General features: G+C 66.1%; 23 protein-coding genes. 9 read left to right on the top strand and 14 right to left on the bottom strand.

All coding sequences use genetic code 11. The features are described 5' to 3' along the window. Positions 1-128 precede the first annotated feature (128 nt). Together LQK81_RS03580 and LQK81_RS03585 are read left to right on the top strand one after the other, a co-directional pair. Positions 129-2,318 (top strand): LysM peptidoglycan-binding domain-containing protein, encoded by a 2,190-nt coding sequence (locus LQK81_RS03580; RefSeq protein WP_230803450.1) that lies wholly within the window; start codon positions 129-131, stop codon positions 2,316-2,318. Positions 2,319-2,455: 137 nt separating this feature from the next. Continuing rightward, complete coding sequence (locus LQK81_RS03585) at positions 2,456-4,348, top strand: ABCB family ABC transporter ATP-binding protein/permease (RefSeq protein ID WP_230803451.1); 1,893 nt, start codon at positions 2,456-2,458, stop codon at positions 4,346-4,348. Between the two features lie 12 nt (positions 4,349-4,360). On the opposite strand, the gene LQK81_RS03590 is transcribed toward LQK81_RS03585, so the two are convergent. From LQK81_RS03590 to LQK81_RS03635, 10 genes are all read right to left on the bottom strand, one after another. Then, complete coding sequence (locus LQK81_RS03590) at positions 4,361-5,710, bottom strand: MATE family efflux transporter (RefSeq protein ID WP_230803452.1); 1,350 nt, start codon at positions 5,708-5,710, stop codon at positions 4,361-4,363. Beyond that, positions 5,711-6,286, bottom strand: coding sequence for a peroxidase-related enzyme (locus tag LQK81_RS03595; protein ID WP_230803455.1), 576 nt, complete (start codon positions 6,284-6,286; stop codon positions 5,711-5,713). It abuts the gene before it with no gap. Position 6,287: 1 nt separating this feature from the next. Then, on the bottom strand, positions 6,288-6,794 hold the full coding sequence (locus LQK81_RS03600; RefSeq protein ID WP_230803456.1) for a CMD domain protein: 507 nt from the start codon (positions 6,792-6,794) through the stop codon (positions 6,288-6,290). Between the two features lie 4 nt (positions 6,795-6,798). Beyond that, positions 6,799-7,389: a 2-hydroxychromene-2-carboxylate isomerase gene (locus tag LQK81_RS03605; protein WP_230803458.1), complete on the bottom strand. Its 591-nt coding sequence runs from the start codon at positions 7,387-7,389 to the stop codon at positions 6,799-6,801. A 9-nt stretch (positions 7,390-7,398) separates the two neighbouring features. Then, positions 7,399-8,862, bottom strand: a complete 1,464-nt coding sequence (locus LQK81_RS03610) for an NAD(P)-binding domain-containing protein (protein ID WP_230803460.1) — start codon at positions 8,860-8,862, stop codon at positions 7,399-7,401. An 83-nt stretch (positions 8,863-8,945) separates the two neighbouring features. Further along, positions 8,946-10,016, bottom strand: coding sequence for an ABC transporter ATP-binding protein (locus LQK81_RS03615; RefSeq protein ID WP_230803462.1), 1,071 nt, complete (start codon positions 10,014-10,016; stop codon positions 8,946-8,948). A gap of 2 nt (positions 10,017-10,018) precedes the next feature. After that, complete coding sequence (locus LQK81_RS03620; RefSeq protein ID WP_230803472.1) at positions 10,019-10,810, bottom strand: ABC transporter permease; 792 nt, start codon at positions 10,808-10,810, stop codon at positions 10,019-10,021. A gap of 11 nt (positions 10,811-10,821) precedes the next feature. Beyond that, on the bottom strand, positions 10,822-11,805 hold the full coding sequence (locus LQK81_RS03625) for an ABC transporter permease (protein ID WP_230803474.1): 984 nt from the start codon (positions 11,803-11,805) through the stop codon (positions 10,822-10,824). An 86-nt stretch (positions 11,806-11,891) separates the two neighbouring features. Then, positions 11,892-12,992: an extracellular solute-binding protein gene (locus LQK81_RS03630; protein ID WP_230803476.1), complete on the bottom strand. Its 1,101-nt coding sequence runs from the start codon at positions 12,990-12,992 to the stop codon at positions 11,892-11,894. A gap of 69 nt (positions 12,993-13,061) precedes the next feature. Then, entirely contained in the window at positions 13,062-13,802 is a 741-nt protein-coding gene (locus LQK81_RS03635; protein WP_230803478.1) for an aspartate/glutamate racemase family protein, read from the bottom strand. 370 nt (positions 13,803-14,172) lie between these two features. Here LQK81_RS03635 and LQK81_RS03640 point away from each other — a divergent pair, with 370 nt between their 5' ends. The 7 genes from LQK81_RS03640 to LQK81_RS03670 all read left to right on the top strand — a co-directional run bounded on the left by LQK81_RS03640 (position 14,173) and on the right by LQK81_RS03670 (position 21,270). After that, entirely contained in the window at positions 14,173-14,634 is a 462-nt protein-coding gene (locus tag LQK81_RS03640; RefSeq protein WP_230803480.1) for an Lrp/AsnC family transcriptional regulator, read from the top strand. 45 nt (positions 14,635-14,679) lie between these two features. Then, a complete protein-coding gene (locus tag LQK81_RS03645) occupies positions 14,680-15,756 on the top strand; it encodes an NAD/NADP-dependent octopine/nopaline dehydrogenase family protein (protein WP_230803484.1) in 1,077 nt (358 codons plus the stop codon). 321 nt (positions 15,757-16,077) lie between these two features. Further along, complete coding sequence (locus LQK81_RS03650; RefSeq protein WP_230803486.1) at positions 16,078-16,776, top strand: phosphatidylserine decarboxylase; 699 nt, start codon at positions 16,078-16,080, stop codon at positions 16,774-16,776. Between the two features lie 103 nt (positions 16,777-16,879). After that, on the top strand, positions 16,880-17,752 hold the full coding sequence (gene pssA, locus LQK81_RS03655) for a CDP-diacylglycerol--serine O-phosphatidyltransferase (RefSeq protein WP_230803488.1): 873 nt from the start codon (positions 16,880-16,882) through the stop codon (positions 17,750-17,752). Between the two features lie 192 nt (positions 17,753-17,944). Next, a complete protein-coding gene (locus LQK81_RS03660; RefSeq protein ID WP_230803490.1) occupies positions 17,945-18,394 on the top strand; it encodes a MarR family winged helix-turn-helix transcriptional regulator in 450 nt (149 codons plus the stop codon). 2 nt (positions 18,395-18,396) lie between these two features. Continuing rightward, positions 18,397-20,151 carry an MFS transporter gene (locus tag LQK81_RS03665; RefSeq protein ID WP_230803492.1) on the top strand — a complete coding sequence of 585 codons (1,755 nt, stop codon included), beginning with the start codon at positions 18,397-18,399 and terminating at the stop codon, positions 20,149-20,151. A 39-nt stretch (positions 20,152-20,190) separates the two neighbouring features. Beyond that, a complete protein-coding gene (locus tag LQK81_RS03670; protein WP_230803493.1) occupies positions 20,191-21,270 on the top strand; it encodes an HlyD family secretion protein in 1,080 nt (359 codons plus the stop codon). Between the two features lie 249 nt (positions 21,271-21,519). Here the strand turns inward: LQK81_RS03670 and LQK81_RS03675 are convergent, their stop codons facing one another. From LQK81_RS03675 to LQK81_RS03690, 4 genes are all read right to left on the bottom strand, one after another. Next, entirely contained in the window at positions 21,520-21,810 is a 291-nt protein-coding gene (locus tag LQK81_RS03675) for a GIY-YIG nuclease family protein (RefSeq protein ID WP_230803495.1), read from the bottom strand. A gap of 228 nt (positions 21,811-22,038) precedes the next feature. Continuing rightward, entirely contained in the window at positions 22,039-22,779 is a 741-nt protein-coding gene (locus LQK81_RS03680; RefSeq protein WP_230803496.1) for an SDR family NAD(P)-dependent oxidoreductase, read from the bottom strand. Positions 22,780-22,872: 93 nt separating this feature from the next. After that, entirely contained in the window at positions 22,873-24,369 is a 1,497-nt protein-coding gene (purF, locus tag LQK81_RS03685; protein WP_230803497.1) for an amidophosphoribosyltransferase, read from the bottom strand. Between the two features lie 259 nt (positions 24,370-24,628). Beyond that, on the bottom strand, positions 24,629-25,255 hold the full coding sequence (locus LQK81_RS03690) for a CvpA family protein (protein WP_230803498.1): 627 nt from the start codon (positions 25,253-25,255) through the stop codon (positions 24,629-24,631). Positions 25,256-25,296 lie beyond the last annotated feature (41 nt).

Below are 25,296 nucleotides of genomic sequence, written 5' to 3' on the forward strand. Positions count from 1 at the left end.
TTGGTCAAGAAAAATGACGAAAAAGGCCGGGCCAAACCTTGAGCAAGGGTTGCGCAAGCTTGTGGAAACCCTTGGAAATCGCTAGCAATTCAAGGGTAACGGCGGGTGCTGCTGGGAGAATTCGCGACATGAAATACAAGACCGGCCTGATCGCTTTGGGCGTGCTGGCAGCGGCAACGGCGCTGATGGTGTTCTTCGTCCTCCCGAACATCGACAAGGACAAGGCCGTCGAAGGCACGCAGCAATCGGCGCAAAAGGACGCGCCGGCCGCGGCAGGGGCGCCCGCAGCAACCACCTCCGAGGCCGGTACGGCTGAGGCGGGTTCGGCCGGCGGCAAGACCGCACGTTCCGAAGCCCCGGCAGCGGAAGGCACGGCTGACGCCGGTACAGCTGCGCAGGGGGCGCCAGCTGGCGATGCCAGCGGCTGGCAGGCTCCGTCCTTCGATGTCCTGCGCGTCGAGCCCGATGGTTCCACCGTCGTCGCCGGCAGGGCCGAGCCCAACAAGACCGTGCAGATTCTCAACGGCGAGACCGTGGTCGCGACGACCGACGTCAACCCGTCCGGCGAATTCGCCGCCGTCTTCGATAAGCCGCTCGCCGCCGGCGACCACGAGCTCACCCTGCGCGTTCTCGGCGAGGGCGGTTCCGCAAAGGCCTCCGAAGAGGTCGCCACCGTCTCGATCCCGAAGGACAAGGGCGGGGAACTGCTGGCCATGGTCTCCAAGCCCGGAGCCGCGAGCCGGCTGATCACCGTGCCCGAAGCCGGTTCCGGGGCTGCCGCCCCGGCAGGGTCGGCGACCGGGCAGGGCGCTGCTTCCTCCGCCGCGCAACCCTCGGCCACGGGGGGCGCCGAGACCGCAGCCGTCGCGCCGCAAACCGATGCCCAGGCTCCGGCCGGCGAGGCGGCCTCCGCAGCGACCGCGGCCACAGGGGGCGCCGCCCCGAACGTGCGCATTTCCGCCGTCGAGCTGGAGGGCGACCATATGTTCGTCGCCGGCAGCACCAGGCCGGGCGCGCTGGTACGCATCTATGCCAATGACAAGCTGCTCGGCGAGATGAAGGCCGATTCGGATGGCCGCTACGTGGTCGACGGCGTGATGCCGCTGGCGGTCGGCCGCCACGTGATCCGCGCCGACGTCATGAGCGCCGATGCGGCCACCGTCGAGCTCCGCGCCTCCGTCCCCTTCGACCGGCCCGAGGGCGAACAGGTGGCGGTCGTCGCCCAGGAGCCCGCCGCTCCCAGCGACGCCCCGACGCTCGGCCTGATCGACAACGGCAGCTTCGACAAGCTGCGCGCCGAGGCCAACAAGGCCGTCGGCCTGCTCGGCGGCCTCTACGGCGAGGGTCGCCAGCCGACCGCGGAAGAACTGGCGGCGGCACGCTCGGCGACCGAAATCGCCCTGCAGTCGCTGGCCGAGTACAAGGCGCCGCCCGGCAGCGCCGGCGAGCCGATCGCGGCAAAGACCGCAGCCGTCGCCGCCGATGCGCTCGCCAAGCTGAAGGCGCTGCCGAAGGATGCCGCAAGCGTCGGCCAGTCCGTCGGCGAGATCTCGGCCGCCGTGAAGGACGCGCTGACGCCGGCGACCAATGGCGATCCCCCGCCGAAGGTTGCCGTTCCCGTCGTCGACATCACCGCCCTCGAGGCGCGCGCGCTGGAACTCGGCCGGCAGTTCACCGGCTTGTTCGACGCCGGCCGCAATGCGACGCCGGCAGACATCGCGACGGCCCGTGGAGGCCTGCAGCAGGCGCTCGACGGGATTGCGGCCTATGCCGCGCCGACCGGCACCGATGCGGCCCGCCTGGCGCTGATAGACCGGCTGAAGCTCTGGGCGCGGACGGCCGCCGCGGCCCTTTCCGGCGTGCCCGCGGATGCGGCGAAGGAAGGCTATGCGGACGCGGTGGCGGCGCTGAAGGCGGCGCCGGACGCGCTGCTGTCGCAGGCGCAGGTCGCCGCAGCCGGAAACGAGCCGGCACCGGCCCCTGGCACCGCCTCGGACGGCGGCGCACCGGTTGCGGGCGATGCCAGGCCGGACACAGGCGAGACGCAGGCCGCGGCCGGCCAGCCGCAGACCGTCGAGCAGGAGCCGCTTCAGCAGAGCAAGAACTCCGTGATCATCCGCCGCGGCGACACGCTGTGGCAGATCGCCCGCCGGGTCTACGGCCAGGGCGTGCGCTACACCACGATCTATCTCGCCAACGAGGGCCAGATCAACAACCCGGACCGGATCCTGCCCGGCCAGGTCTTCGGCGTTCCGGACGAGGCGATGCCGGAGGCCGAGGCCGAGCAGATCCACCGCAAGCACGTCAAGGGCGATTGAGGCGGCGAACGGCTTTTCCCGCGCCGGCCCGTTGTTTCGGACGGCGATCGGTCCTATCTCTCCCATGCGGCGTCCTCGGGGCGCCGCATTTTTTCTTGAACGCATGAGCCGGCGCCGGTCGGCACCCGGAGGCGCGCGTGGCGGCCACAACGAAGAAGACGGTTTCTGCCGACAGCAGCAATCCGTTCGGAACCATCGTCAACCTCTGGCCCTATATGTGGCCCTCCGACCGGCCGGACCTGAAGATGCGGGTGGTCTGGGCGACGCTGTTCCTGCTCGCCTCCAAGATCGTGCTGCTGCTCGTTCCCTATTTCTTCAAGTGGGCGACCGACGCCTTGAACGGCAGGATGGACGCGGTCGACCTGCTGCCGGCCTTCCTGCTCGGCGCGGTCATGCTGGTCATCGCCTACAATCTTGCCCGCATCCTGCAGGCGGGTCTGAACCAGCTGCGCGACGCGCTCTTTGCCAGTGTCGGCCAGTATGCGGTGCGCCAGCTCGCCTACCGCACCTTCGTCCACCTGCACCGCCTGTCGCTGCGCTTTCATCTGGAGCGACGTACCGGCGGCCTGTCGCGCGTCATCGAGCGCGGCACCAAGGGTATCGAGACGATTGTCCGCTTCACCATCCTCAACTCGATCCCGACCATCATCGAGTTCGTGCTGACGGCGATCGTCTTCTGGGCCGGCTACGGCTTCAGCTACCTCGCGGTGACCGCCGCCACCGTTGCGCTCTACATCTGGTTCACCGTGCGGGCCAGCGACTGGCGCATCGCCATCCGCCGCTCGATGAACGACAGCGACACGGAAGCCAATACCAAGGCGATCGACTCGCTCCTGAATTTCGAGACGGTGAAGTACTTCGGCAACGAGGAGATGGAGGCGAAGCGCTTCGACCAGTCGATGGAGCGCTACGAGCGTGCGGCGACGCAGGTCTGGACCTCGCTCGGCTGGCTGAACTTCGGCCAGGCGCTGATCTTCGGCGTCGGCACCGCGATCATGATGGTCATGTCGGCCATGGCCGTCCAGCGCGGCGAGCAGACGATCGGCGACTTCGTCTTCGTCAATGCCATGCTGATCCAGCTGTCGATCCCGCTGAATTTCATCGGCTTCGTCTATCGCGAGATTCGCCAGGGGCTCACCGACATCGAGCAGATGTTCGATCTCCTGGAGGTCGAGGCCGAGGTCGAGGACCGGCCGGACGCGCGGCCGCTTGCGATCGGCAGCGGCGCGATCGCCTTCCGCGACGTCCACTTCGCCTATGATCCGGCGCGGCCGATCCTGAAGGGCGTCTCCTTCGAGGTCCCGGCCGGCAAGACGGTCGCCGTCGTCGGCCCGTCGGGGGCGGGAAAGTCGACGCTGTCGCGCCTGCTCTACCGCTTCTACGACATCCAGCAGGGTTCGATCACCATTGACGGCCAGGACGTGCGTGACGTCACCCAGAAGTCACTGCGCGCGGAGATCGGCATGGTGCCGCAGGATACCGTGCTCTTCAACGACACGATCGCCTACAACATCCGCTACGGCCGGCCGTCTGCTACTGACGAGGAGGTAAAGGCGGCTGCCGACATCGCCCAGATTTCCGGCTTCATCGACCACCTGCCAGGCGGCTTCAAGGCAATGGTCGGCGAGCGTGGGCTGAAGCTTTCCGGTGGCGAGAAGCAGCGCGTGGCGATCGCCCGGACGATCCTGAAGAGCCCGCCGATCTTGATCCTCGACGAGGCCACCTCGGCCCTCGACACCCGCACCGAGCAGGAGATCCAGGCAGCCCTCGAACTCGTGTCGAAAAACCGCACGACGCTCGTGATCGCCCACCGTCTGTCGACGGTGGTGGATGCCGACGAGATCATCGTCTTGAAGGACGGCCTGATCGCCGAGCGGGGGACACATGCCGGCCTGCTCCGGCAGGGCGGCCTCTACGCCTCGATGTGGAACCGCCAGCGCGAGGCCACCGAGGCCGAGGAACACCTGCAGCAGGTCCGCGCCGCCGACGAACTGGGCGTCGTCGTGCGCCAGCCGGCGGCCGGCGAGTAAGAGGGATAAGCGTTACGGCCGCACCGCGCCCGCAAAGGTGCGGTCGGCAAGCGTCGGCAGCATCCATCGGAAGGCGACGCTTCTGGCGCCCTGGAACGTCAGCAACGCCAGCCACAGCCCGGTATTGCCGAACAGCGGCTGCAGCACCGCCCAGGTGGCGAAGTAGACGGCGAGCGAGGCGAGCATCAGGTTGCGCATCTGCCGCGACCAGGTCGCGCCGATATAGATGCCGTCCATCTGGAAGGCGACGAGGCCGACCAGCGGCAGCACCACCACATAGGGCAGGTAGTCGTGCGCAAGCGCCACGATCTCCGGCGAAGGCGCGATCATGTCGATCACCCAGCCGCCCGAGAGCAGAAAGGCCAGCGCGACGAGGCCGGCGAAGACGAACCCCCACAGCGTCGTCAGCGACAGCATCCGGTCGAAGGCCGGGCGGTAGCGCGCGCCGATCGCCCGGCCCGCCATCTGCTCGGCGGCGGTGGCGATGCCGTCGAGGAAGGCGACGCCGAAGAAGTAGAACCGCAGCAGGATGGTGTTGGCGGCAAGGATGTCGATGCCGAGGACGCCGCTCTGCCGGGTGAAGAAGGACAGACCGATCAGCAGCGACAGCGAGCGGATCATCATGTCGCCGTTGACGGAGAACATCCGCTTCAGCGCCGCCAGATCCGGTCGGTTCCAGGCGTGGCGGTCGGTCCGGGCAAAGACGAGGGCGATGCCCACGATCGCGGTCACCGCTTCGGCCACGAGCGAGGCGGCGGCGACGCCGGCCAGCCCCCAGCCGAGGTCCAGCACCCAGTAGAGGCTGAGGACGATGTTGAGGCCGTTCAGCAGCGTCTGCAGCAGCATCGCCGTCAGCGCCTCGCCGCGGCCGATGATCCAGCCGAAGATGACGAAGTTGACGAGCACGAAGGGTGCCGACCAGACGCGCCAGGAAAAATAGACCTGCGCCGCCTCGGCGACCGCGCCGTCGGCGCCGAGCAGCGCGAGGCCGAGCGTGCCGATCGGCCCCTGCAGGACGAGGATCGCAAGCCCCGAGACGAGTGCCACGACGAGGCCGCCGAGTAGCATGCGCTGTTCGAAGAGGCGGTCGTCCGCGCCGATTGCCTGTGCGGTGAAGCCGGTCGTGGCCCCTCTGAGGAAATTGAAGGAGACGAAGATCACGTCGAAGATCACCGCCGCCAGCGCCACGCCGCCGACGAGGGCCTCGTCGCGCAATTGCCCGATGACGCCGGTGGCGACGAGGCTCACCAGCGGCGTCGAGAGATAGGCGATCATCATCGGGATGGCGATGCGCAGCACGTCGCCATGCGAAATCGTGAAGGGCCTGGCCGCGCCGGTGGCACTTTCGGAAGAAGCGGTCACTCAGTCTTTCCGATGCGGTTCGCCGAGCGTATGCATCAGCCGGTTGGCCCAGCCGAAGATGGCGACGGAGTGGATCAGGTCGAGGATCTCGAGATCGTCGAGCCCCTTCTCGCGCAGGTGGTAGAACTGGTAGACGCCGACATTGTCGGGATGGGCGGTCAGGTCCACGCCGAAGTTGAACAGCGCCTGGTCGTATTCCGGAAGGTCGGCATCGAGCCCGCTCCGGTAGATCTCGTCCACCACCTCCGGCCGCTTCTCCAGCTGGATGTAGCGGTTGGCGTGCACGGCCGCGCAGTAGACACAGTGGTTGACGAAGGAGGCGGCGAGCGCGCCGAGTTCCCGTCCGCCGCGCGACAGTCCGCCTTCGCTGTACATGATGTCGTTGAACAGCGGCGTACGCTCGGCGAGCGTCTCGGCCTCCTGGGCGAGCACCAGCACATAGGCCGAGACCTTGGTGTTGGACGGCGTGACCTTCAGCGCATCGAGCTGTTCCGGCGTCGCAGCCGAGAGATCCACCGGCTTCACGTAAGGATGCCAGTCGAGCGGTTCGAGGGTGAAATCATTTACGACGGTCATGTCAGTTGTCCCTCAGCATCTTGAGCCCGGCGACCACGAGGATCTGGTAGTTGACGAAGGCGATCAGCCCGGCAAGCGTGACGATGTCGCGGTCGTCCAGGCCGGCGGCATGGAGCGCCTCGATATTGGCGCGCGTCGCAGCCTTCGGGTTCAGCGTGACGAGATCGACGTGGCGCAGGATGGCAGCGAGGCGCGATTGCCCGTCCTCGGGCGTCCAGCCGCTATCGGCGACGTTCAGAAGTTCCGCCGTCGAGCCCTCCTGTTCGAGCAGCCCGCGATAGTGCGCGGCGAGTTCGTCGGCCTTCCAGAGGGCCGACATGCGGGCGGCGATCGCGGCGCGGAGGGGGTAGGGGAAATTGCGCGGCTCCTTCGGGCGCAGGGCCGCGAGATAGCTCGACTGGGTCAGCGCCTTCAGCTTCTCGCGCTTCTCGCGCAGCGCCTTGAGCTCGGAGCCCGCCTCGAGCCCGAGCACGCTGTCGATGACGTCGCCGGTGGTTTGCTCGCTCATTGCCTCATCCTTCCGCAAGCGCTTCGTCGAGGAAGCTCAACCGGTCCTGTCCCCAGTAGAGCACGTCCTTGTAGATCCAGGTCGGCGTGCCGAACACGCCGCGCCGTTTTGCTTCCTCGTGGCTGTCGTGCCAGGCCTTCACGATCTCCGGGTCTTCCTCCAGCGCCTGCAGCCTGCGGCCGTCGAGTCCGAGCCGGTCGGCAACGGCGATCCGCACCTCGGGCACGGTCACGTCCTGCTCCTCGCTCCACAGCGCTCGCAGCAGCGCATGGCTCAGTTCCAGCGCCGGCAGTCCCAGCCGGTCTGCGGCGATCACCATGCGGGCGGAGAACTCGTTGTTGGTGGGGTAGTATCTGGGCTTCAGCACCAGCGGCATGTCCAGCCGCTTGCGCCAGCGGTCGAGCTCGACGGCATGGTAGTCCTGCCGCGGCTGCGGCCGCGAGCGCAGCGGCACCCCGCCATTGTCCGGAACGATCCGCGTCGGCCGGACCACGATGTTAAGATCGTGCTTCGCAATCAGCGCCTTGAACTGCGGCCAGCCGAGATAGGCCCAGGGCGAACTGAGCGCATGATAATAGTAGACGGTCTTTTTCATGGGCTGGCCTCAGGCTGTCTTCTGTTCCCGAACGGCATCGGCATCCGTCCACTCCGAGCCGTCCAGTTCCGGCTTCTCGTAGGCGAGCAGTTCCTGCCAGTGATGGTCGATGTCGCGGATGAACAGGGAGGCGGAGACGCCGCGGGCGAGCCAGAGCGCACCCTCGCTGATCGCCGGAATGTCGCCGCTGACCTTGCCGAGGCTCATCGAGGAACCGTAGTTGAAGCAGTGGATGTCCTTCAGCCATGGCGCGGTCCCGGGTTCCTTCTCGGTGAAGGAGAAGTCCTCCTCTAGCCAGGGGAAGCGGCCGAGCGGGGCGTTCTCCTCGCCTTCGGGCGGGGTGTAGCGGTCTTCCCAGCAGGCGATCCTGTCCTGGAACGGCGCAAGTTCGGGGCGCGCCAGCGGATCGACGTTGAAGCCGGTACCGAGGATGACGAAATCGGTGCGGAAGATCCGGCCCTTGTTCGTGGTGATGACGACCTCGCCGTCCTCCTCGCGCATCGACCGGATGCCGCAGTCGAAATGGAAATAGGCGTTCGGATGACGGCTGACGCGCAGCGTCGAATTGTGCGGTGCCGGCGTCTGCTGCTTGGTGGCGTAGTCCATCAGCCGCCAGCGCCAGGCCGGCTCGATCTTGGGAAAGCCCGCCGTGACGCCGTAGGAGCCGATGCCCATCAGCTTGTTGATGGTCGGCATCGATTTGCGCCGCGCCAGCAGGCGGACCTCGCCGGCGCCGGCCTCCAGCGCCTCGGCCGCGTTGTCCACCGCCGAGGCGCCGACGCCGATCACCACCACCCGCTTGCCCTTCAGCGCGGCGAAATCGATCATGTCGGCGGAATGCCCCCAGGTCTTCAGCCGGGTGAGGGGAGCGACGAAATCCGGGATGGCCGGCTCGCCGAGCCCGTCGCGGCCGGTCGCCATGACGAGCTTGCGGGTGATGATCGAAGGGCGCTCGCCGCCGGCGATCTCAAGCTCCAGCAACCCGTCGTCGCGGGGGATGACGCGCGTGACGTCGATGCCGTTCTCGACCGGCACCGACAGGACGTCGCGATACCAGTTGAGATAGTCCATCCACATCGGGCGCGGGATCCGGAAGAGTTCCTCCCAGGCGGCGACCCCGAAGAGCGCCGTATACCAGGCGCGGAAGGTGAGCGAAGCCATGCCGAGCGCCGGGCCGAGCAGGTTCTTCGGCGAGCGCAGCGTCTCCATGCGGGCATAGGTCACCCACGGTCCCTCCGCGCCCTTCTGCGCCCGATCGACGATGCGCAGGTTGCGGATGCCGGCCCGCGTCAGCGCCAGCCAGGCGACCAGCCCGCACATGCCGCCGCCGATGATGACGGCGTCGCAGACCGCCTGGCCCGCCTCCGTTCCGACCGGCTTGCTCCAGTTGGCCGGCGGGAAGTTCAGGTATTCGAGATCCTGCTTCACCCTTGCATTGAGCTCGGCGAGCCTCGGGTCCTGTGCGCTTGTCATCGTCTGTCCTGTCCTTGTCGAATGCGGGTCGGTCCGGCCGTTGGCGGACGTCCGGCGTTGTTCTGTCTGCCTGCGGACGGCCCTCAGTCGCGCAGAAGCACGGCGTCCTGTTCGCGCCAGCCGATCCAGATGTCGTCCGAATGAAGCTGCGACAGCGCCACCGGGTCGATCTGTACGACGAGTTCCTTGCCGTTCGTGAGCTGCACGGTGAGCGCGCTGTGGGCGCCCTTGAAGACGCGCCGCACGATCCGGCCTTTGAGCGCCAGCCTATCCCCGGGCTTGTCGGCGAGGCAGTAGAGCGATTCCGGCCGCAGCGCGACCGTCGTCCGGTCGCCCGCGGCAACCCGGTTGCCGTTCACGTCGGCATGGATGACATGCCCGTCCCAGTCGAGCGTGGCGACATTGCCGTGCACGGCGGTGACGTCCGCCTCGAGGAAGTTGCTCTCGCCGATGAAGTTGGCGACGAAACGGCTCTGCGGGCGCGAATAGAGCGTGTCGGGCGCGCCCATCTGCTCGATGCGGCCCTTGTTCATAACGACAACCACGTCCGACATCGTCAGGGCCTCCTCCTGGTCGTGGGTCACGAAGATGAAGGTCTTGCCGGTGGTCTGCTGGATCGACTTGAGCTCGATCTGCATCTGCTGGCGCAGCTTCGCATCGAGTGCCGAGAGCGGTTCGTCGAGCAGGAGCACGTGCGGATTGGGGGCGAGCGCCCGCATCAGCGCCACGCGCTGGCGCTGGCCGCCGGAGAGCTGGTCGGGCATGCGCTCGGCGAAATCCTCCAGCTTGACGAGCGACAAGAGCTCGCTGGTCCGCTTGTGGATCGCATCCGACGCCAGCCCCTTGAGCTCCAGCCCGAAGGCGATGTTGCGCCCGACCGAAAGGTGCGGGAACAGCGCATAGTCCTGGAACACGATGTTGACGTTGCGCTTGTTCGGCGGGAGCTTCGTGATCGGCTTGCCGTCGAGGAAGATCTCGCCGGACGACGGCGTCTCGAAACCGCCCAGCATCCTGAGCGTGGTCGACTTGCCGCAGCCGGACGGGCCGAGCAGGGTGACGAACTGGCCGGGCTCGACGGACAGGTCGAGGTTTTCGACGGCGAGCGCAGCGCCATAGTACTTGTTGACGTTCTTGAAGTGCACGACAGGCTGCATCGTCATTTCCTTGCGCGGCGGGTGAGATATTCGGCGTAGAGGCCGATGAGGGCGGTGGCGATGAGGACGATCGTCGCCATGGCGTTGATCTGGGGCGACATGCCGCCCTGCACCTTGGCGAAGATCAGCATCGGCAGCGTCGGCTTGTAGCCGCCGAGGAAGAAGGTGCGCACGAAGTCGTCGATGCTGGTCAGCACGCAGAAGATCATGCCGCCGAGCAGCGCCGGCATCAGATAGGGGATGGTCACCCGGACGAAGGCGATGAAGGGATCGGCGCCGAGATCGCGGGCGGCATCGGTCAGGTTCTTCGGCATCGAGCGCAGCCGGGTCAGCGCCATGATGACCACGAACGGCACGGCATGCACGGTGTGGGCGAGGATGATCGCCGCCGTGCCGGTCGGCAGGTCGATGACGCGGATGAAGATGCGCATCGAGATGGCGTTGATCAGGCCCGGCACGACTGCCGGCAGGCAGGCGAGCGCGAAGATCGCCGCCCGCCCGAAGATGCCTTCGGTGGCGACCACCAGCGCGATCCAGACGCCGATGACGGTGGCGCAGACGGTGGTGGCAAAGGCGATGAAGGCGGAATAGGCGATGGCGTCGAGGAACTGTCGGTCCTGCAGCACCTCTGCGTACCACCGCAACGTCCAGTCCTGGATCGGGAAGGCGATGAAGTTGGCGTCCTTGAAGCTCATCGACATCATCAGCGTCAGCGGCAGCAGCAGGTAGGCGACGAACAGCCAGTAGCCCGCTGTCAGCGCGGTCTTGGGGAGATCGTTGAAATAATGGCGCATCGGTGCTGCCCTCACATCAGCCGGACGGAGCGGCCGCCGACGATCTTCATGAACAGTCCGACGGTCGAAAGCGAGACCACGAGCATGATGATCGAGAACGCAGCCCCTTCCGGCCACTTGTCGTTGGAACCGTGGAAGAGCGTTGCGATCACTTCCGGGAAGATGACGGTCTCCGGGCCGCCGAGCAGCAGGGGGGCCGCGAACACGCCGACGGTGGTGAGATAGACCAGGCTGCAGCCCGAGACGATCCCGTCCTTCGACAGCGGCAGGATCACCCGGCGGAAGCGCTGCCAGGGCCCGGCGCCGAGGTCGTCGGCGGCATCGACCAGCTGCGGCGGGATCTTCTCGATTGCCGAGTAGAGCGGCAGCAGCATGTAGAGCGCGATCAGGTACACGACGCCGAAGCCCAGCGAGAAATAGGTGTAGAGCATCGGGATCGGCCGATCGATCAGGCCGAGCTCGCGCAGGAGCACGTTCACCGCGCCGCGGTTGGCGAGCAGCATGATGACGGAGAAGGTCCGGATGAGCTCGCCGGCCCAGAACGGAAGGAGCAGCAGCAGCAGCGCCCGCATCCGGTTCCTGGGCTTGACCACCTTGGCGACGTAGTAGGCGACGGGATAGACGATCACGAGCGTACAGAGCGTCACCAGCGCGGCGAAGATCAGCGTGCGGATGAAGGGGACGAAATAGAGCGGTTCCTGGAAGAACAGCCGGTAGTTCGAGAGCGTGTAGGCGTTCTGGCCGTCCACCGCTTCGGGGTAGTTCTCGAGCAGGCTGATGCGGAGCATCTGGTAGATCGGACCGATATGCAGGGCCGCGATCCAGACGAGCGGCACCCCGAGCAGGATGGTCAGGCGCACGGCCCGGCTGTTGGCGATGAGGCCGATCGTTCCCGCATAGATCGGGGAGGCGGCAAGGCGCCCGATCCATCCCGAATAGCGGGGCGCGGAGGGGGGCGACGTCTTTCCGCTCGGTGTCATGATGCTTTCTGCCATTCTCTGTTCCCGGCTCTGGACAAGCTCTCGTTCGAACCGGCCCGAGCGGGCCGGTTCCTTTCGCGTTCGGTGTCGGGACGCGCCGGTCAGGCGGCCTTGATCTCGGCCGCGGCCTTGTCGATCATGTCGTTCTTCATGTCGCGGTTGACAGAAGAGAAGAACTTGATGCGCTCCATCTGCTCGGGGGGAAGCGCATTGGCCGCCCGCTCGCGCTCGTTCAGGACGTTCTCGACGCCGGCGAAGGCGGAGGAGAAGCCGGACTGGCGGGTCATCGCCGCACCGATTTCCGGCGAGGAGAGGATCGCGTCGAGGAAGGTGTAGGCGGCCTCGGCGTTCGGCGCGTTGTTGACGACGTTGAACGAGTAGAGGAAGCCGTAGGTGCCTTCCTTCGGCACGGTCAGTTCGACCGGGTGGCCGTCCATGATCAGCTTCGCTGCCGGGCCGGACCAGGCCTGGGCGACGTAGGCGTCCTCGTTGACCAGCATCTGCTGCACCTCGGAGCCGGCGTCGTAATACTTGCGCACCTGGCCCTTCTGCTCGATCAGGAAGTCGCGCGCCTTGTCGGTGGCGGCCTGCGCCTCCTCCGGCTTGCCTTCGTAGGTGACGTAGTCGCCGTCATTGCCCTGGTAGAGCATGGCGATGGAGAGGAAGTCGGAGATGATGTAGGTCGTCAGCCCCTTGTACTCCTCGTCGAACATGATCGACCAGCTGTCGGAGGCCTTGGTGTATTCGGTGTTGCGGACCAGACCCTCGAAGCCGGCGAGCAGCGGCAGGCCATAGGTCGAGCCGTCGATGGTCAGCTGCGGCGCGCCCTTGTAGGCCGAGGCCAGGTTGCCCCAGTTCTTCAGCCGGGCGGTGTCGAGCGGGGCAAGCAGCTTGCCCTTGATGAACTGCGACAGGCGGTGGCCGGTCACGGTGACGATGTCGGTGGAGGGCGCGCTGCCTTCCGCCGACAGCAGGTTGTACTGCTTGCCCTGGTCGTCGGTCAGGCGGATGCGGACCTCGATGCCGGTGTCCTTCTGGAACTGGTCGATGAATTCCTGCGGGACGAACTTGTCGTAGGTGGTGATGTTGACCACCTTCTCCTGGGCGAAGGCCGGGCGGATGATCGAGGGCGCGGCCAGGATGCCGGTGCCGGCGGCCAAGAGCTTGAGGGTGGAGCGGCGGGTCTGCGTGAAGTCTGTCATGTCTCTCTCCTGTTGAAAATTTCCCGGTCGCCCTCTGTCCTGGGCATAACCCGCGGCCTGTTTGCTGCGCTAGTGCACCCCGGCAGGTTGGCCAGCCGGCCTGGCCCTGGCCATGCCTGTCGTGAGCGAAAGGTCGACGGCCGCATCCGCATGCAGCAGCGTGGAATCGAACGTCGGGATGTCGAAGTCGTCAGGGCCGACCAGCAGGCCGATCTCGGTGCATCCGAGGATGACGCTGTCGGCGCCGGCCGCCTTGCCCGCCTCGACGACCTGGAGGTAGCGTTCCTTGGAGTTCGGCCTGACGATCCCGCAGCAGAGCTCCGAGAAGATGATGTCGTGGACATCCTGCCGGTCGGCAGCGTCGGGGACGAGCGCGTCGATGTCGAACGCCTGCTTCAGCCGCTGGCGGTAGAATTCCTGCTCCATGGTGTAGCGGGTGGCGAGCAGCAGCGGACGCCTGCAGCCGGCGGCGACCACCGCCTCGCCAGTGACGTCGGCGATGTGGACCAGCGGGATGCCGACACTGGCCTGGACCTTGTCGGCGAGCAGATGCATCGTGTTGGTGCAGATCAGGATCATGTCCGCGCCTGCGCCCTCCAGTTCCCTTGCGACCTGGCCGAGCGCGTCGGCTGCCTTGTCCCACGCCCCGGCCTTCTGGAGCGCCACGATACCCTCAAAATTTAGGGATCGCAAAACCACATCGGCGGAATTCAGTCCACCAAGCCTGTCGCGAACCTGCTCGTTGACGCGGCGATAGTAGACCGCGGTGCTCTCCCAGCTCATGCCGCCTATCAAGCCTATCCTTTTCATGCGCTTCTTCCGTCTCATTGTTACTGACTGGAGAAACGATAGGACAGGGCGGATGCGGTGAAATTGCGTTTTTTCAGATCTCCGCCGAAACCTCGGCAATGTCATCCTGCAATTTTGCCATCTTGGTAGGATGAAATTACCAGAAATTGGCGATGCGTAAATTTTCACTCTACTGCCTGCTTTTTTGACACTTTACAGCGCCGTCGTTTTTCCTGATCAATGAAGGAGACGGCCGACCCGGTGTTGCGTCGCTCGGCGGCGAATTTCGCCGAGGATCGGGCGCAAGGGAAGAACCAATTTGGCGCAAGAAGCGCCGGTTGGGGAAAACCTCTTCGCGGAACGAAGGTCGGGCGCAATGAACGGAGACGGCATGTTCGACCAGATCGACCGAAAGATCATCGAAATTCTCCAGCAGGACGCCAACAGGTCCGTCGTCGACATTGCAAACGAGGTCGGCCTGTCGCATACGCCCTGCTGGCGCCGCATCAAGCGCATGGAAGACATGGGCCTGATCCGCAACCGCGTGGCGCTGGTCGACCGGCGCATGGCGAACGTCGGGATGACGATCTTCATCGCCATCAAGGTGCCGCGCCACAATTCCGTCTGGCTGGATGCCTTCCGCAAGGAGATCCGCGACATTCCGGAAATCATGGAGGCCTATCGGCTGACAGGCGAGACCGACTACCTGCTGCGGGTCGTCGTTCCCGACATCGAGGTCTACGACCAGGTGTACCAGAACCTCATCAACCGTCTGGAGTTCTCCGACCTTTCCTCCTCCATCGCCATGGAGGAGATGAAATTCACCACTGCGCTGCCGACCAAATACATGTAGCCCGGCCGGCAGTTTCCACAGACCGAAAAGACAGGAAGAAACGTCATGCGCATCGCAATTCTCGGATCCGGATCGATCGCCTTCGGCATGGCCGCTTTTTTGGCCAAGTGGGGGCATGAGCCCGTCCTGTGGTCGCCTTCGGGCAAGCGGACGGAAAAGCTCGCTGCCGGCGCACCGCTGGTCGCAACCGGCGCGGTCGAATTCGAGGGCAGGGTGGCGGTCGCGAAAGACTGCGCGGAAGCGGTATCGGGCGCGGACGCCGTCGTCATCGCGCTGCCGACCAACGGCCACCGCCTGGCCTTCGACCAGGCGCTGCCGCACCTGCGCCCGGGACAGCCGGTCATCGTCAGCTCGCACAGCTCGTTCGGCGCGCTCTATCTGTCGAAGCGCTGTGCCGAGCGCGGCCTGAAGCTGCCGATCATCGTGTGGGGGACGACGCTTCTGACCGGCCGCCAGCAGCCTGACCTCGTGAGCGTGGCCGTCAGCACGGTGCGCGAGAAGATCGACTTCGCCACCCTGCCGAAGAGCGAGGCGGCCCTCGGCAAGTCGCTCTGCACGACCCTTTTCGGCGATCGTTTCGTCGAGCGCGACGGCATGCTGGCGATCGCGCTCTCCAACCTGAACCCGCAGAACCATCTCGCGATCGCCCTGCTCAACCTAACCCGCATGGAGAAGGGCGAAAAATGGGGGCAGGGCGAGCACGTGACGCCGCGCGTCGGCGCGCTGATCGAGGCGCTGGACGCCGAGCGGCTGACGATTGCCGAGAGCTTCGGCCTGTCGGTGCGCACGGTCAGGGAGCACTTCTCCCTGTCCTTCCATGTCCCCATGGCCTCGGTCGCCGAGATGAACCAGCAGATGCACCAGGAGGGGCGGGGCGGCTTCGGTCCGACGACCGTCGACAGCCGCTACATCCACGAGGACGTGCCCTTCGGCCTCGTGCCGACGAGCCTGCTCGGCCAGATCTCCGGCCGTCCGACGCCGCTGCACGACGCCGGCATCGCGCTCTTCTCCGGCACGATGGAGCAGGACCTCGCCGCGCAGAACGATCTCCTGCCCGATCTGGGGCTCGACCGGCTGGCGCCCGCCGACCTGAAGGCTCTTTGCGAGAAGGGCTTCGGCTGAAGGCCGAAGCTTCTGGCGATCCAGGCTTCCTTCGCTGCGACAGTGCTCGGCACAATGAAAGGGCAATTGCATCTGGAGCCGCCCCCTCTGGCCTGCCGGCCATCTCCCCCACAAGAGGGGAGAAAACCGCAGCACCCGTTTGCCCGAAGCGAGCCTCGGCAGAGCGGCGAGCCTCGGCGGGTGCGGCCGGGTCAAGCCCTCCCCCTTGTGGGGAGGGTGGGGAGGGGTGTTCCTTTCATATGTCCCGCCGCATCATGCCGCGCACATTGCCCCGGCCGCGGTTTCGCGCTAGTTGCAGGGCACTTGAAACGGAGAGATGGCATGAGTCTGGTCGATACGGTGCGCAACACGCTGGTTCCCGTCCATCGCGACGGCTGGAAATTCGTTGCCATCTTCTTCGTGGTGTCCGTCATCCTCGGCTTCCTGTGGGAACCGCTGATGTGGCTGGGCTTCGTGCTGACCGCCTGGTGCGCCTATTTCTTCCGCGATCCCGAGCGCGTCACGCCGCAGGATCCCGATCTCGTCATCAGCCCGGCCGACGGCCGCGTCTCGGCCATCGCCATGGTGACGCCGCCGCTCGAACTCGAGCTCGGCTCCGAGCCGATGCTGCGCATCTCGGTGTTCATGAACGTCTTCAACTGCCACGTGAACCGGTCGCCGATGCGCGGCAGCGTGCGTCGCATCGCCTATCGCGCCGGCAGCTTCCTCAATGCCGAACTCGACAAGGCGAGCCAGGAGAACGAGCGCAACGGCCTCGTCATCGACACCGCCCATGGCGAGATCGGCGTGGTCCAGATCGCCGGCCTCGTCGCCCGCCGCATCGTCTGCTGGACCTCGACCTTCGACCATCTGGAGGCCGGCGAGCGCTTCGGCCTGATCCGCTTCGGCTCGCGCCTCGACGTCTTCCTGCCGGCGGGTGCGGAAGCGCGCGTCGCCGTCGGCCAGACGGCGATCGCCGGCGAGACGGTGCTGGCCGAATTCGGTTCCGCCAAGGGTCCGCTTCTGGGACGCCGGGGTTGACAGGCGGCGCGGATCGCACGATTCCGGGGCCGGTGTTCCGTCATAACGGGATTCCGCGCGCCCTGACCTGCGAGCGCCGGTCCTGCCAGCAAAGCGAGCCGAGATGAAAACGCCGTTTCACCCCTACGAGCCGAACGGCCCCAACGACGAGGCGCGCGGGCCGCGCCTGCGGCAGATACCGCTCCGGGTGATCATTCCGAACATGATCACGATCCTGGCGATCTGCGCGGGGCTGACCGGCATCCGCCTCGCCTTCGAGAACCGCTACGAGCTCGCCGTCGGCATGGTCCTGCTCGCCGCCTTCCTCGACGGCATCGACGGCCGGGTCGCAAGGCTCCTGAAGGCCACGTCGAAATTCGGCGTGCAGATGGATTCTCTGGCCGACATCGTCAATTTCGGCGTTGCACCCGCGCTGGTGCTCTACGTGTTCATCCTCGACCAGGCGCGCTCGGTCGGCTGGATCGCCGCCCTGATCTTCGCGATCGCCGCCGGCCTGCGGCTTGCCCGCTTCAACGTCATGTCGGAGCGTGAGACCAAGGCATCCTGGCAGTCGGAATATTTCGTCGGCGTACCCGCGCCGGCCGGCGCCATGCTGGTGCTGCTGCCGGTCTATGTCGGCTTCCTCGGCCTCGCCCCCAGCCTGCCCTTCGCGCTCGTCTCGTCCGCCTATACCGTGCTGATCGCCTTCCTTCTCGTCAGCCGCGTGCCGGTCTGGTCGGGCAAGTCCGAGGGCAGCCGCATCCGCCGGGATTTCGTCCTGCCGGTGATGCTGGTCGTCGTCATCTACGTCGCCACCCTGATGAGCTTCACCTGGGAGACCATGGTGGTGACTGTTGCGATCTATCTCGTCTCGCTCCCCTTCGGCGCCCGCGCCTGGTACCGCAAGTACGGCGGCTGGCCTTCGGCCGATGCCGCAGTGGAAAACCACTTCCCCGGCGAGGTGGAAGAGGATCCCGAGACCCGCGACGGCCGCTAGGGCCCACCTCGCTTCACGCCTTCATGTACTGACCGCATCCGGTGCGCACGCTTGCGCGCCGGATGGCGTGCGGCATGCGCTCGTCGCGCCTCAGCCTTGCGTAAACGCAACTCTCGCCGGCTTGCGATCCTGGCTCATCGATGATATTTAACTCGCTAATTACTAGCGTGCTAATTATGGTTGGGCTAAGCAATGTCACCCTCGATCCCCCGGGACATCGTCCTTGAAGAACTCTCCCGTGCCGGCAGGAAGATGCGGGCGCTGTTCGATGCCCGCGTGCGGGCGAGGGGAGTGACGCTGTCGCGGGCGCGCACGCTTCTGATCCTGCGCCGGACGCCGGGCCTCAACCAGCGCGAACTGGCCGAGGAACTCGACATCGAGACGCCGACGCTGGTGCGCTTGCTCGACGGCATGGAGAAGCAGGGCTTCATCCAGCGCCGCAACGTCGAGGGCGACCGCCGCGCCAAGCAGATCGTGATGACGCCCGAAGGCGAAAGGGCGGCCGACGAGATGGTGGCGCTCGCCCAGGACCTGCGCCACGACCTTCTGGCCGATGTCAGCGAAAAGGACATCGCCACCGCCGTGCGCGTCCTGCAGCGGATCTCCAGTTCCGCCACGACCTCCTGCCGGGAGGGCGTGTAGCGATGCGCACCGCGATCCGGAACGACGGGGAGATCCGCACCGTCGGCGCCCCGTCCGGCACGACCCCGTCCGCCGGGCCCATCGTCGCTCCCGTCGCCGCGAATGACGACCCGCCGGCAGGGCTTGCCGCGCGCGCGGAGGCCCCGGCCGCCGATGCCATCGCCGAGCCGCCGCCCGCATCCGTCGCGAATCCGTCGCCGAACCTTCCGTCCTGGCCCTATTTCGTCGCGTCTGCGCTCCTGCTTCTGACGCAGGGCTTCGGCATGAACATGATCGCCGGCAACCTGCCGCAGCTGCAGGGCGCCTACAGCGCCACGCAGAACGAGGCCGCCTGGCTGATCGCCGCCTACCTGGCTCCGAACGTCAGCCTGTCGATCGCCCTCGTCAAGGTGCGCAACCAGTATGGCCTGCGCAGGTTCGCCGAATGCAGCATCCTCTTCTTCATGCTCGTCTGCATCCTGCACCTGTTCGTCACCGACCTCTCGGGCGCGATCGCCGTGCGCTTCTTCGCAGGCTTCGCCGCAGCGCCGCTTTCGAGCCTCGGCTTCCTCTACATGATCGAGAAGCTGGCCCCGGAGAAGAAGCTGCAATACGGCATCCCCGCGGCGCTGACGCTGATCGCGGTGATGCCCTCGCTCACCCGCATCACCTTCCCCACGCTCTTCGAGCTCGGCGGCGTGCACGGGCTCTATATCTTCGAGCTCGGCCTCGCCATGGCGAGCTTCGGCGCGATCTACCTGCTGCCGCTGACCTCGCCGCCGCGGATCCGTGCCATCGAGCGGCTGGATTTCCTCTGCTATCCGCTGATTGCCGTGGGCCTCGGCTCCATGGCGATCGTGCTGTCGACCGGCCGCCTCTACTGGTGGTTCGAGGCCCCGTGGCTCGGCGCGTTGCTGGTCCTGTCCATCGTCTGCCTGACGCTTGCGATCGTGATCGACCTGAACCGCGAAAAGCCCTTCATCGACTATCGCTGGCTGATGAGCCCGTCGATGCTGCATTTCACCGCCGTCCTGCTGCTGTTCAGGCTGCTTCTGACGGAACAGACGGCCGCGGCCACCAACTTCTTCCTCGTGCTCGGCCTCCAGAGCGACCAGTTGACCGGGCTCTACCTCGTCATCGCGATCGCGGCCATCGTCGGCGGCGTCACCTGTGCGCTTTTGAGCCGGCCGGGACGCCAGCCCTACATCCACCTGGTCTGCCTGCTGCTGATCGCCGCCGGTGCCTACATGGACAGCCACGCCACCAACCTGACCCGCCCGCACGACATCTATGTCAGCCAGGCGCTCATGGCCCTTGCCAGCGCCATGTTCCTGCCGCCGGCGATGGCGAAGGGCATCGGCGAGGCGTTCAAGCGGGGGCCGAACCACTTCCTCACCTTCATCCTCGTCTTTCTGGCGACGCAGAACCTCGGCGGGCAGCTCGGTTCGGCGGCGTTCGGAACGATGATCACGCTGCGCGAGAAGTTTCATTCCAATGTGCTCGCCCAGTCGATCACGCTCACCGACCCGGTCGTCGCCAACCGCGTCAGCCAGCTTTCGGCGACCTACGGCCACACGCTGACCGACCGGGCGCTGCTCAACGCCGAGGGCACCAGCCTGCTCGCCCAGCGGATCACGCGCGAGGCCAACGTGCTGGCCTATAACGACGTGTTCGTGCTGATCGCCGCACTCTCGCTCGTGGCCGCCATCTGCCTGGTGCTGCACCTGGCCTTCGACACCATCAGGATCCGCGCGCAGCGCGATCCCGCGACGGCCTGAGGCCGGTCGCGACCACGCACAAACTATCGAGTAACGACCATGAAGAACATCCTCACCAAACTTGCCTCCACAGCCGCAGTCGCCATCGGCATCGCCGGCGTCACCCTCGTGCTCTATGCCTGGGACCTGCCGCCGTTCCGGAGCGCGGTGCAGACGACCGACAACGCCTATGTCCGCGGCTCCGTCACCCTGATCAGCCCGCAGCTGTCCGGCTATATCGTCGAGGTCCCGGTCAAGGACTTCGAGCACGTCAGCGCCGGGCAACTGCTTGCGAGACTTGACGACCGCATCTTCAATCAGAAGGTGGAGCAGGCGAAGGCGACGCAGGCCGCGCAGGAGGCAGCGCTGACCAATTCGATCCAGCAGGAGAAGTCGGCCAACGCCAAGATCGGCGCCAGCGAGGCGGCCGTCGACAGCGCCACCTACGCCCTGCGCCGCGCCAGGGAAAACTCCGATCGCGTGGAGAACCTCGCCGCCAAGGGCATCATGGCCGAGAGCGACCGCGAGCAGAGCCGCACCACGCTCGACCAGGCGCAGGCCGCCGTCGACCAGGCAAAGGCGCAGCTCGAGGTCTCGCGGCAGGACCTGCAGTCGATCATCGTCAATCGCGCTTCGCTGAAGGCGGCCGTCGATGGCGCAAAGGCGGCCGTCGAACTCGCCGAGATCGATCTCGCCAACACCCGCATCATCGCCCCGCAGGACGGCACCGTCGGCGAGGTCGGCGTCAAGCTCGGCCAGTATGTCGCAGCCGGCACGCAACTGATGGCGGTCGTGCCGAGCGGCACCTGGATCATCGCCAATTTCAAGGAGACGCAACTGAGCCGCATCCGGCCCGGCCAGGAGGTGACCTTCACCGTCGACGCGCTCGACCACCTGCAACTGCGCGGCCATGTCGAGCGCTTCTCGCCCGCCGCAGGCTCCGAGTTCAGCGTCATCAAGCCCGACAACGCCACCGGCAACTTCACCAAGGTCGCCCAGCGCGTCCCCGTCCGCATCTCGATCGACCCCGGCCAGGACCAGGTCTCCCGCCTGGCGCCCGGCCTGTCGGTGGTCGTGCGTACGGTGGTGGACGGCGACGGAGCCGCAACGGCTCAGGCCGCTGCGCCGACGAACGGCTGAAATCCATGGACGCCGGAGCCGGGCACCGGCCATGTAATCCGATCCGCATGCCGGATGCTTTGACCGCCCGTCATGTCGGAGACGATCCGGCATTCGGCACGCGCAAGTCTTTGTGCGATAAAGCATTTTCTCACGCCGCCGACGCGGCGTGGCTGGATGCCGGATCAAGTCCGGCATGACGGGGAACGGGAGGATGCGGGCCTATCTTCATGGCATGGATCTAACCGGAAGAGATGACGCGCGAAGCGATCACAGCCCGTGCAGGTAATATGCGATGTCCTGCCAGTCGGGGTTCATGGCCTCTATTCGGTCGAGCTTCCATTTCCGCGGCCAGTTCTTGATGGCTTTTTCACGAGCGATGGCATCGGTGGCGAGGTCGTGCTCCTCAAACCAGACGAGCGTCTTGACGCCGTAGCGAGTTGTGAATCCCGGCGTGAGATCGTTTTGGTGCTCGTAGAGCCGACGTGGCAGGTTAGTCGTCACTCCCGTGTAGAGCGTGCCGTTGCGCTGTGAGGCGAGGATGTAGACGTATCCCTTCATGACATCATGATGGGCGCGGTAATATCAAAATTCAATCTTGGGCAGCGTTTGGTGTCACTCACTCTCCGTCATGCCGGCCCCCGAGTCGGCATCCAGCCGCGCAAGTCCTTGCGCGATAAAGCATCTTTTCGTCACAGGCAGGGCGCCGCCGGACTCCGGATCGAGTCCTGCATGGCGGGTGGGCGGACGTCTGTGGGGCCTCGAAGGAGAGGACCCAAGGCCCCGTGCCTACTCCGGCAGCCGGTAGTCGACCAGCTTCTTCTCGCGGACGATGAAGAGCTTGCCGGTCTCGGTCATGTCGGGGCCGACGAGCGGCATCATCGTCTCGGCGACCTCCGAGGGATGCGGGACGGTCGTCGGATCCTCGCCCGGGATCGCCTGCGCGCGCATCGCCGTGCGCGTGCCGCCGGGGTCGACCGAGACGATGCGCAGCGGCGTGCGCTGCGTCTCGCCGGCCCAGGTGCGCGCCAGGGCCTCGACGGCCGCCTTGGAGGCGGAGTAGGGACCCCAGAAGGGCTTGCACTTGTGGGCGGCGGACGAGGACAGGATCAGCGCCCGGCCGGCGTCGGACTTCAAAAGCAGCGGCTCGACCGAGCGGATCAGCCGCCAGGTGGCGGTGACGTTGATGGTCATCACCTTTTCGAACACCTTCGCCTCGACATGGCCGATCGGCGAGATCGTGCCGAGCACGCCGGCATTGGCGACGAGGATGTCGAGCTTGCCCCAGCGCTCGAAGATCGAGCCGCCGAGCTTGTCGATCGCCGCCATGTCGGCGAGGTCGAAGGGCACCAGCGTCGCCGTGCCGCCGACCGCCTTGATCGCGTCGTCGAGTTCTTCCAGCCCGCCGACGGTGCGCGCGCAGGCGATCACGTGCGCGCCGCGCTTCGCCAGCGAAAGTGCCGTGAAATAACCGATGCCGCGCGAGGCGCCGGTAACCAGCGCGATCCTGCCCTTCAGGTCGATGTCCATCATTCTCTTCCCATCTGTTGCCGCCAAAAAAGAAGGCCGCGTTTCCGCAGCCTTCTAGAGCGTTTGTCGGCGAATGAAAACCGCCCGGCCGGCTCAGCCGTTGCTGGCGAGCACGGAAACCTTGCGACCCATCGTCTCGCCGTCCTTGTCGAGCAGGCGGGTCGGGTAGTCGCCGGTGAAGTAGTGGTCGGTGAACTGCGGCCGGGCATCGTTGCGGTCCTCGCCGCCGACGGCGCGATAAAGGCCGTTGATCGACAGGAACTGCAGCGAATCGGCGCCGATGTACTTCGCCATAGCCTCGACGTCGGCATACTGGTTGGCGAGCAGCTTGTCCTTGTCGGGCGTGTCGATGCCGTAGAAGTCCGGATAGAAGATCATCGGGCTGGCGACGCGGATGTGCACCTCCGTCGCCCCCGCATCGCGGATCATCTGCACGATCTTCAGCGAGGTGGTGCCGCGCACGATCGAATCGTCGACCAGCACCACGCGCTTGCCCTCGATCATCGCGCGGTTGGCCGAATGCTTCAGCTTGACGCCGAAGGCGCGGATCTGCTGGGTCGGCTCGATGAAGGTGCGGCCGACATAGTGATTGCGGATGATGCCGTATTCGAACGGAATGCCGCTCTCCTGCGCATATCCGAGCGCGGCCGGCGTGCCTCCATCAGGCACCGGCACGATCACGTCGGCTTCGATCGGGTGTTCCTTGGCGAGGTTGATGCCCATGTTCTTGCGCGCGACATAGACGCTGCGGCCGCCGACCACCGAATCGGGCCGGGCGAAATAGACGTATTCGAACAGGCAGAGCCGTTCCGGCAGGCCGTTGCCGGCCTTGCGGGCGTCGATCGAGATCGTCCCGTCCGGCTGGACCTCGCAGATGATGACCTCGCCGTTCTCCACGTCGCGGACGAACTTGGCGCCGATGATGTCGAGCGCGCAGGTCTCCGACGCGAAGATCGGCTTGCCGTCGAGCTCGCCCATGACCAGCGGGCGGATGCCGGTCGGGTCGCGCGCGGCGATCAGCTTGGTGCGGGTCACGGCCACCATCGAGTAGCCGCCCTCCATCTGCCTGATGGCATCGATGAAGCGGTCGGCGGTCGAGGTATAGCGGGAGCGGGCGAACAGGTGCAGCACCACTTCCGTATCCGAGGTGGACTGACAGATGGCGCCGCCGGCGATCAGCTGCCGGCGCAGCGTCAGCCCGTTGGTGAAATTGCCGTTATGGGCGATCGCGATGCCGCCGACCTCGAGCTCGGCGAACAGCGGCTGGACGTTGCGCAGCGCCACTTCACCGGTCGTCGAATAGCGGACATGGCCGATCGCCATACTGCCCGGCAGTTTCGCCAGCGTTGCCGGATCGGTGTAATGGTCGCCGACCAGGCCCATGCGGCGCTCGGAATGGAAGCGCAGACCGTCGAAGGAGACGATGCCGGCCGCCTCCTGGCCGCGGTGCTGCAGGGCGTGCAGGCCGAGTGCGGTCAGCGTCGCCGCGTCCGGATGCCCGAGGATGCCGAAGACGCCGCATTCCTCATGCAGCGTATCGTCGTCGGCATCATGCTCGGAACGGTGGTCGGAAACGGAAAGTTCGGTCATGTGCTGCAAGCCTTTGGTCGGGACGGTGCGGGGTTGCGCGATCTTCGTTTCGTTGGCGGCAGGTGCGGACCCTCGGGCCGGATCTGCCATGGCGCGGCCCTCTTACTTGCGCGACCGCGACGCCTATATATGGAAGCCTGAACGACTTTACCACCGAAGTCCGAGGGCTTCAGTGGTAGCGAAGTCACTCTACCAGATTTCCATTGCGACTGCCCTTTCGAAAATCGCGGGGCAGCCCTGCATTGTCATCCGGGCGTCGTCAGCCGTTCGTGGCCGGTGCGTCTTCCGCCGGCTCCTCGCCGGTCGCGGGTGCCTGGCCAGTCGCTCCGTCGGTGCCGTCTGCCGGGGTGTCGGTGCCTTCGGCCGGCGCGCTGCGGCCGAGCAGGCGGTCGCGAATGGCATTGTCCGCATTTTCCGGCAGGAGCGCGACCAGCTTGCTGCCGAGATTGTCGAGCAGCGGCTTGGACTTGGCGCTTTCGACCCAGGTCGGCCGCTGCTGCGGCGTGACCAGCCAGTTGAAGAACAGCATGGCGACGACGACGATCAAAAGCCCGCGGGCCGCACCGAACAGGAAGCCGAGCGTGCGGTCGAGCGCGCCGATGCGGCTGTCGATGATGAAGTCGGCGATCCGCATGGTGATGAAGGAGATGACGATCAGCGCCACGAGGAAAACCACGCCGGCCGAGCCGATGATCGCCACCGTGTCGCTCGTCGTGTATTCCTTGGCGTAGGGGACCAGCACGGGATAGAGGAAGTAGGCGGCCGCAGCGGCGCCGACCCAGCTTGCGACTGACAGGACCTCTCGCGAGAAGCCGCGCACCATCGCAAGCACCGCCGAGAACAGCGCGACGCCGATGACGATGCCGTCGAGAAGAGTGATGGGCATGTTTGTCTTACTCCAGACCAGGAATCTCTTGCGACCCGGAC

Origin of the sequence: Rhizobium sp. GN54, from assembly GCF_021026345.1 — a bacterium.
Lineage (GTDB): Bacteria > Pseudomonadota > Alphaproteobacteria > Rhizobiales > Rhizobiaceae > Mycoplana.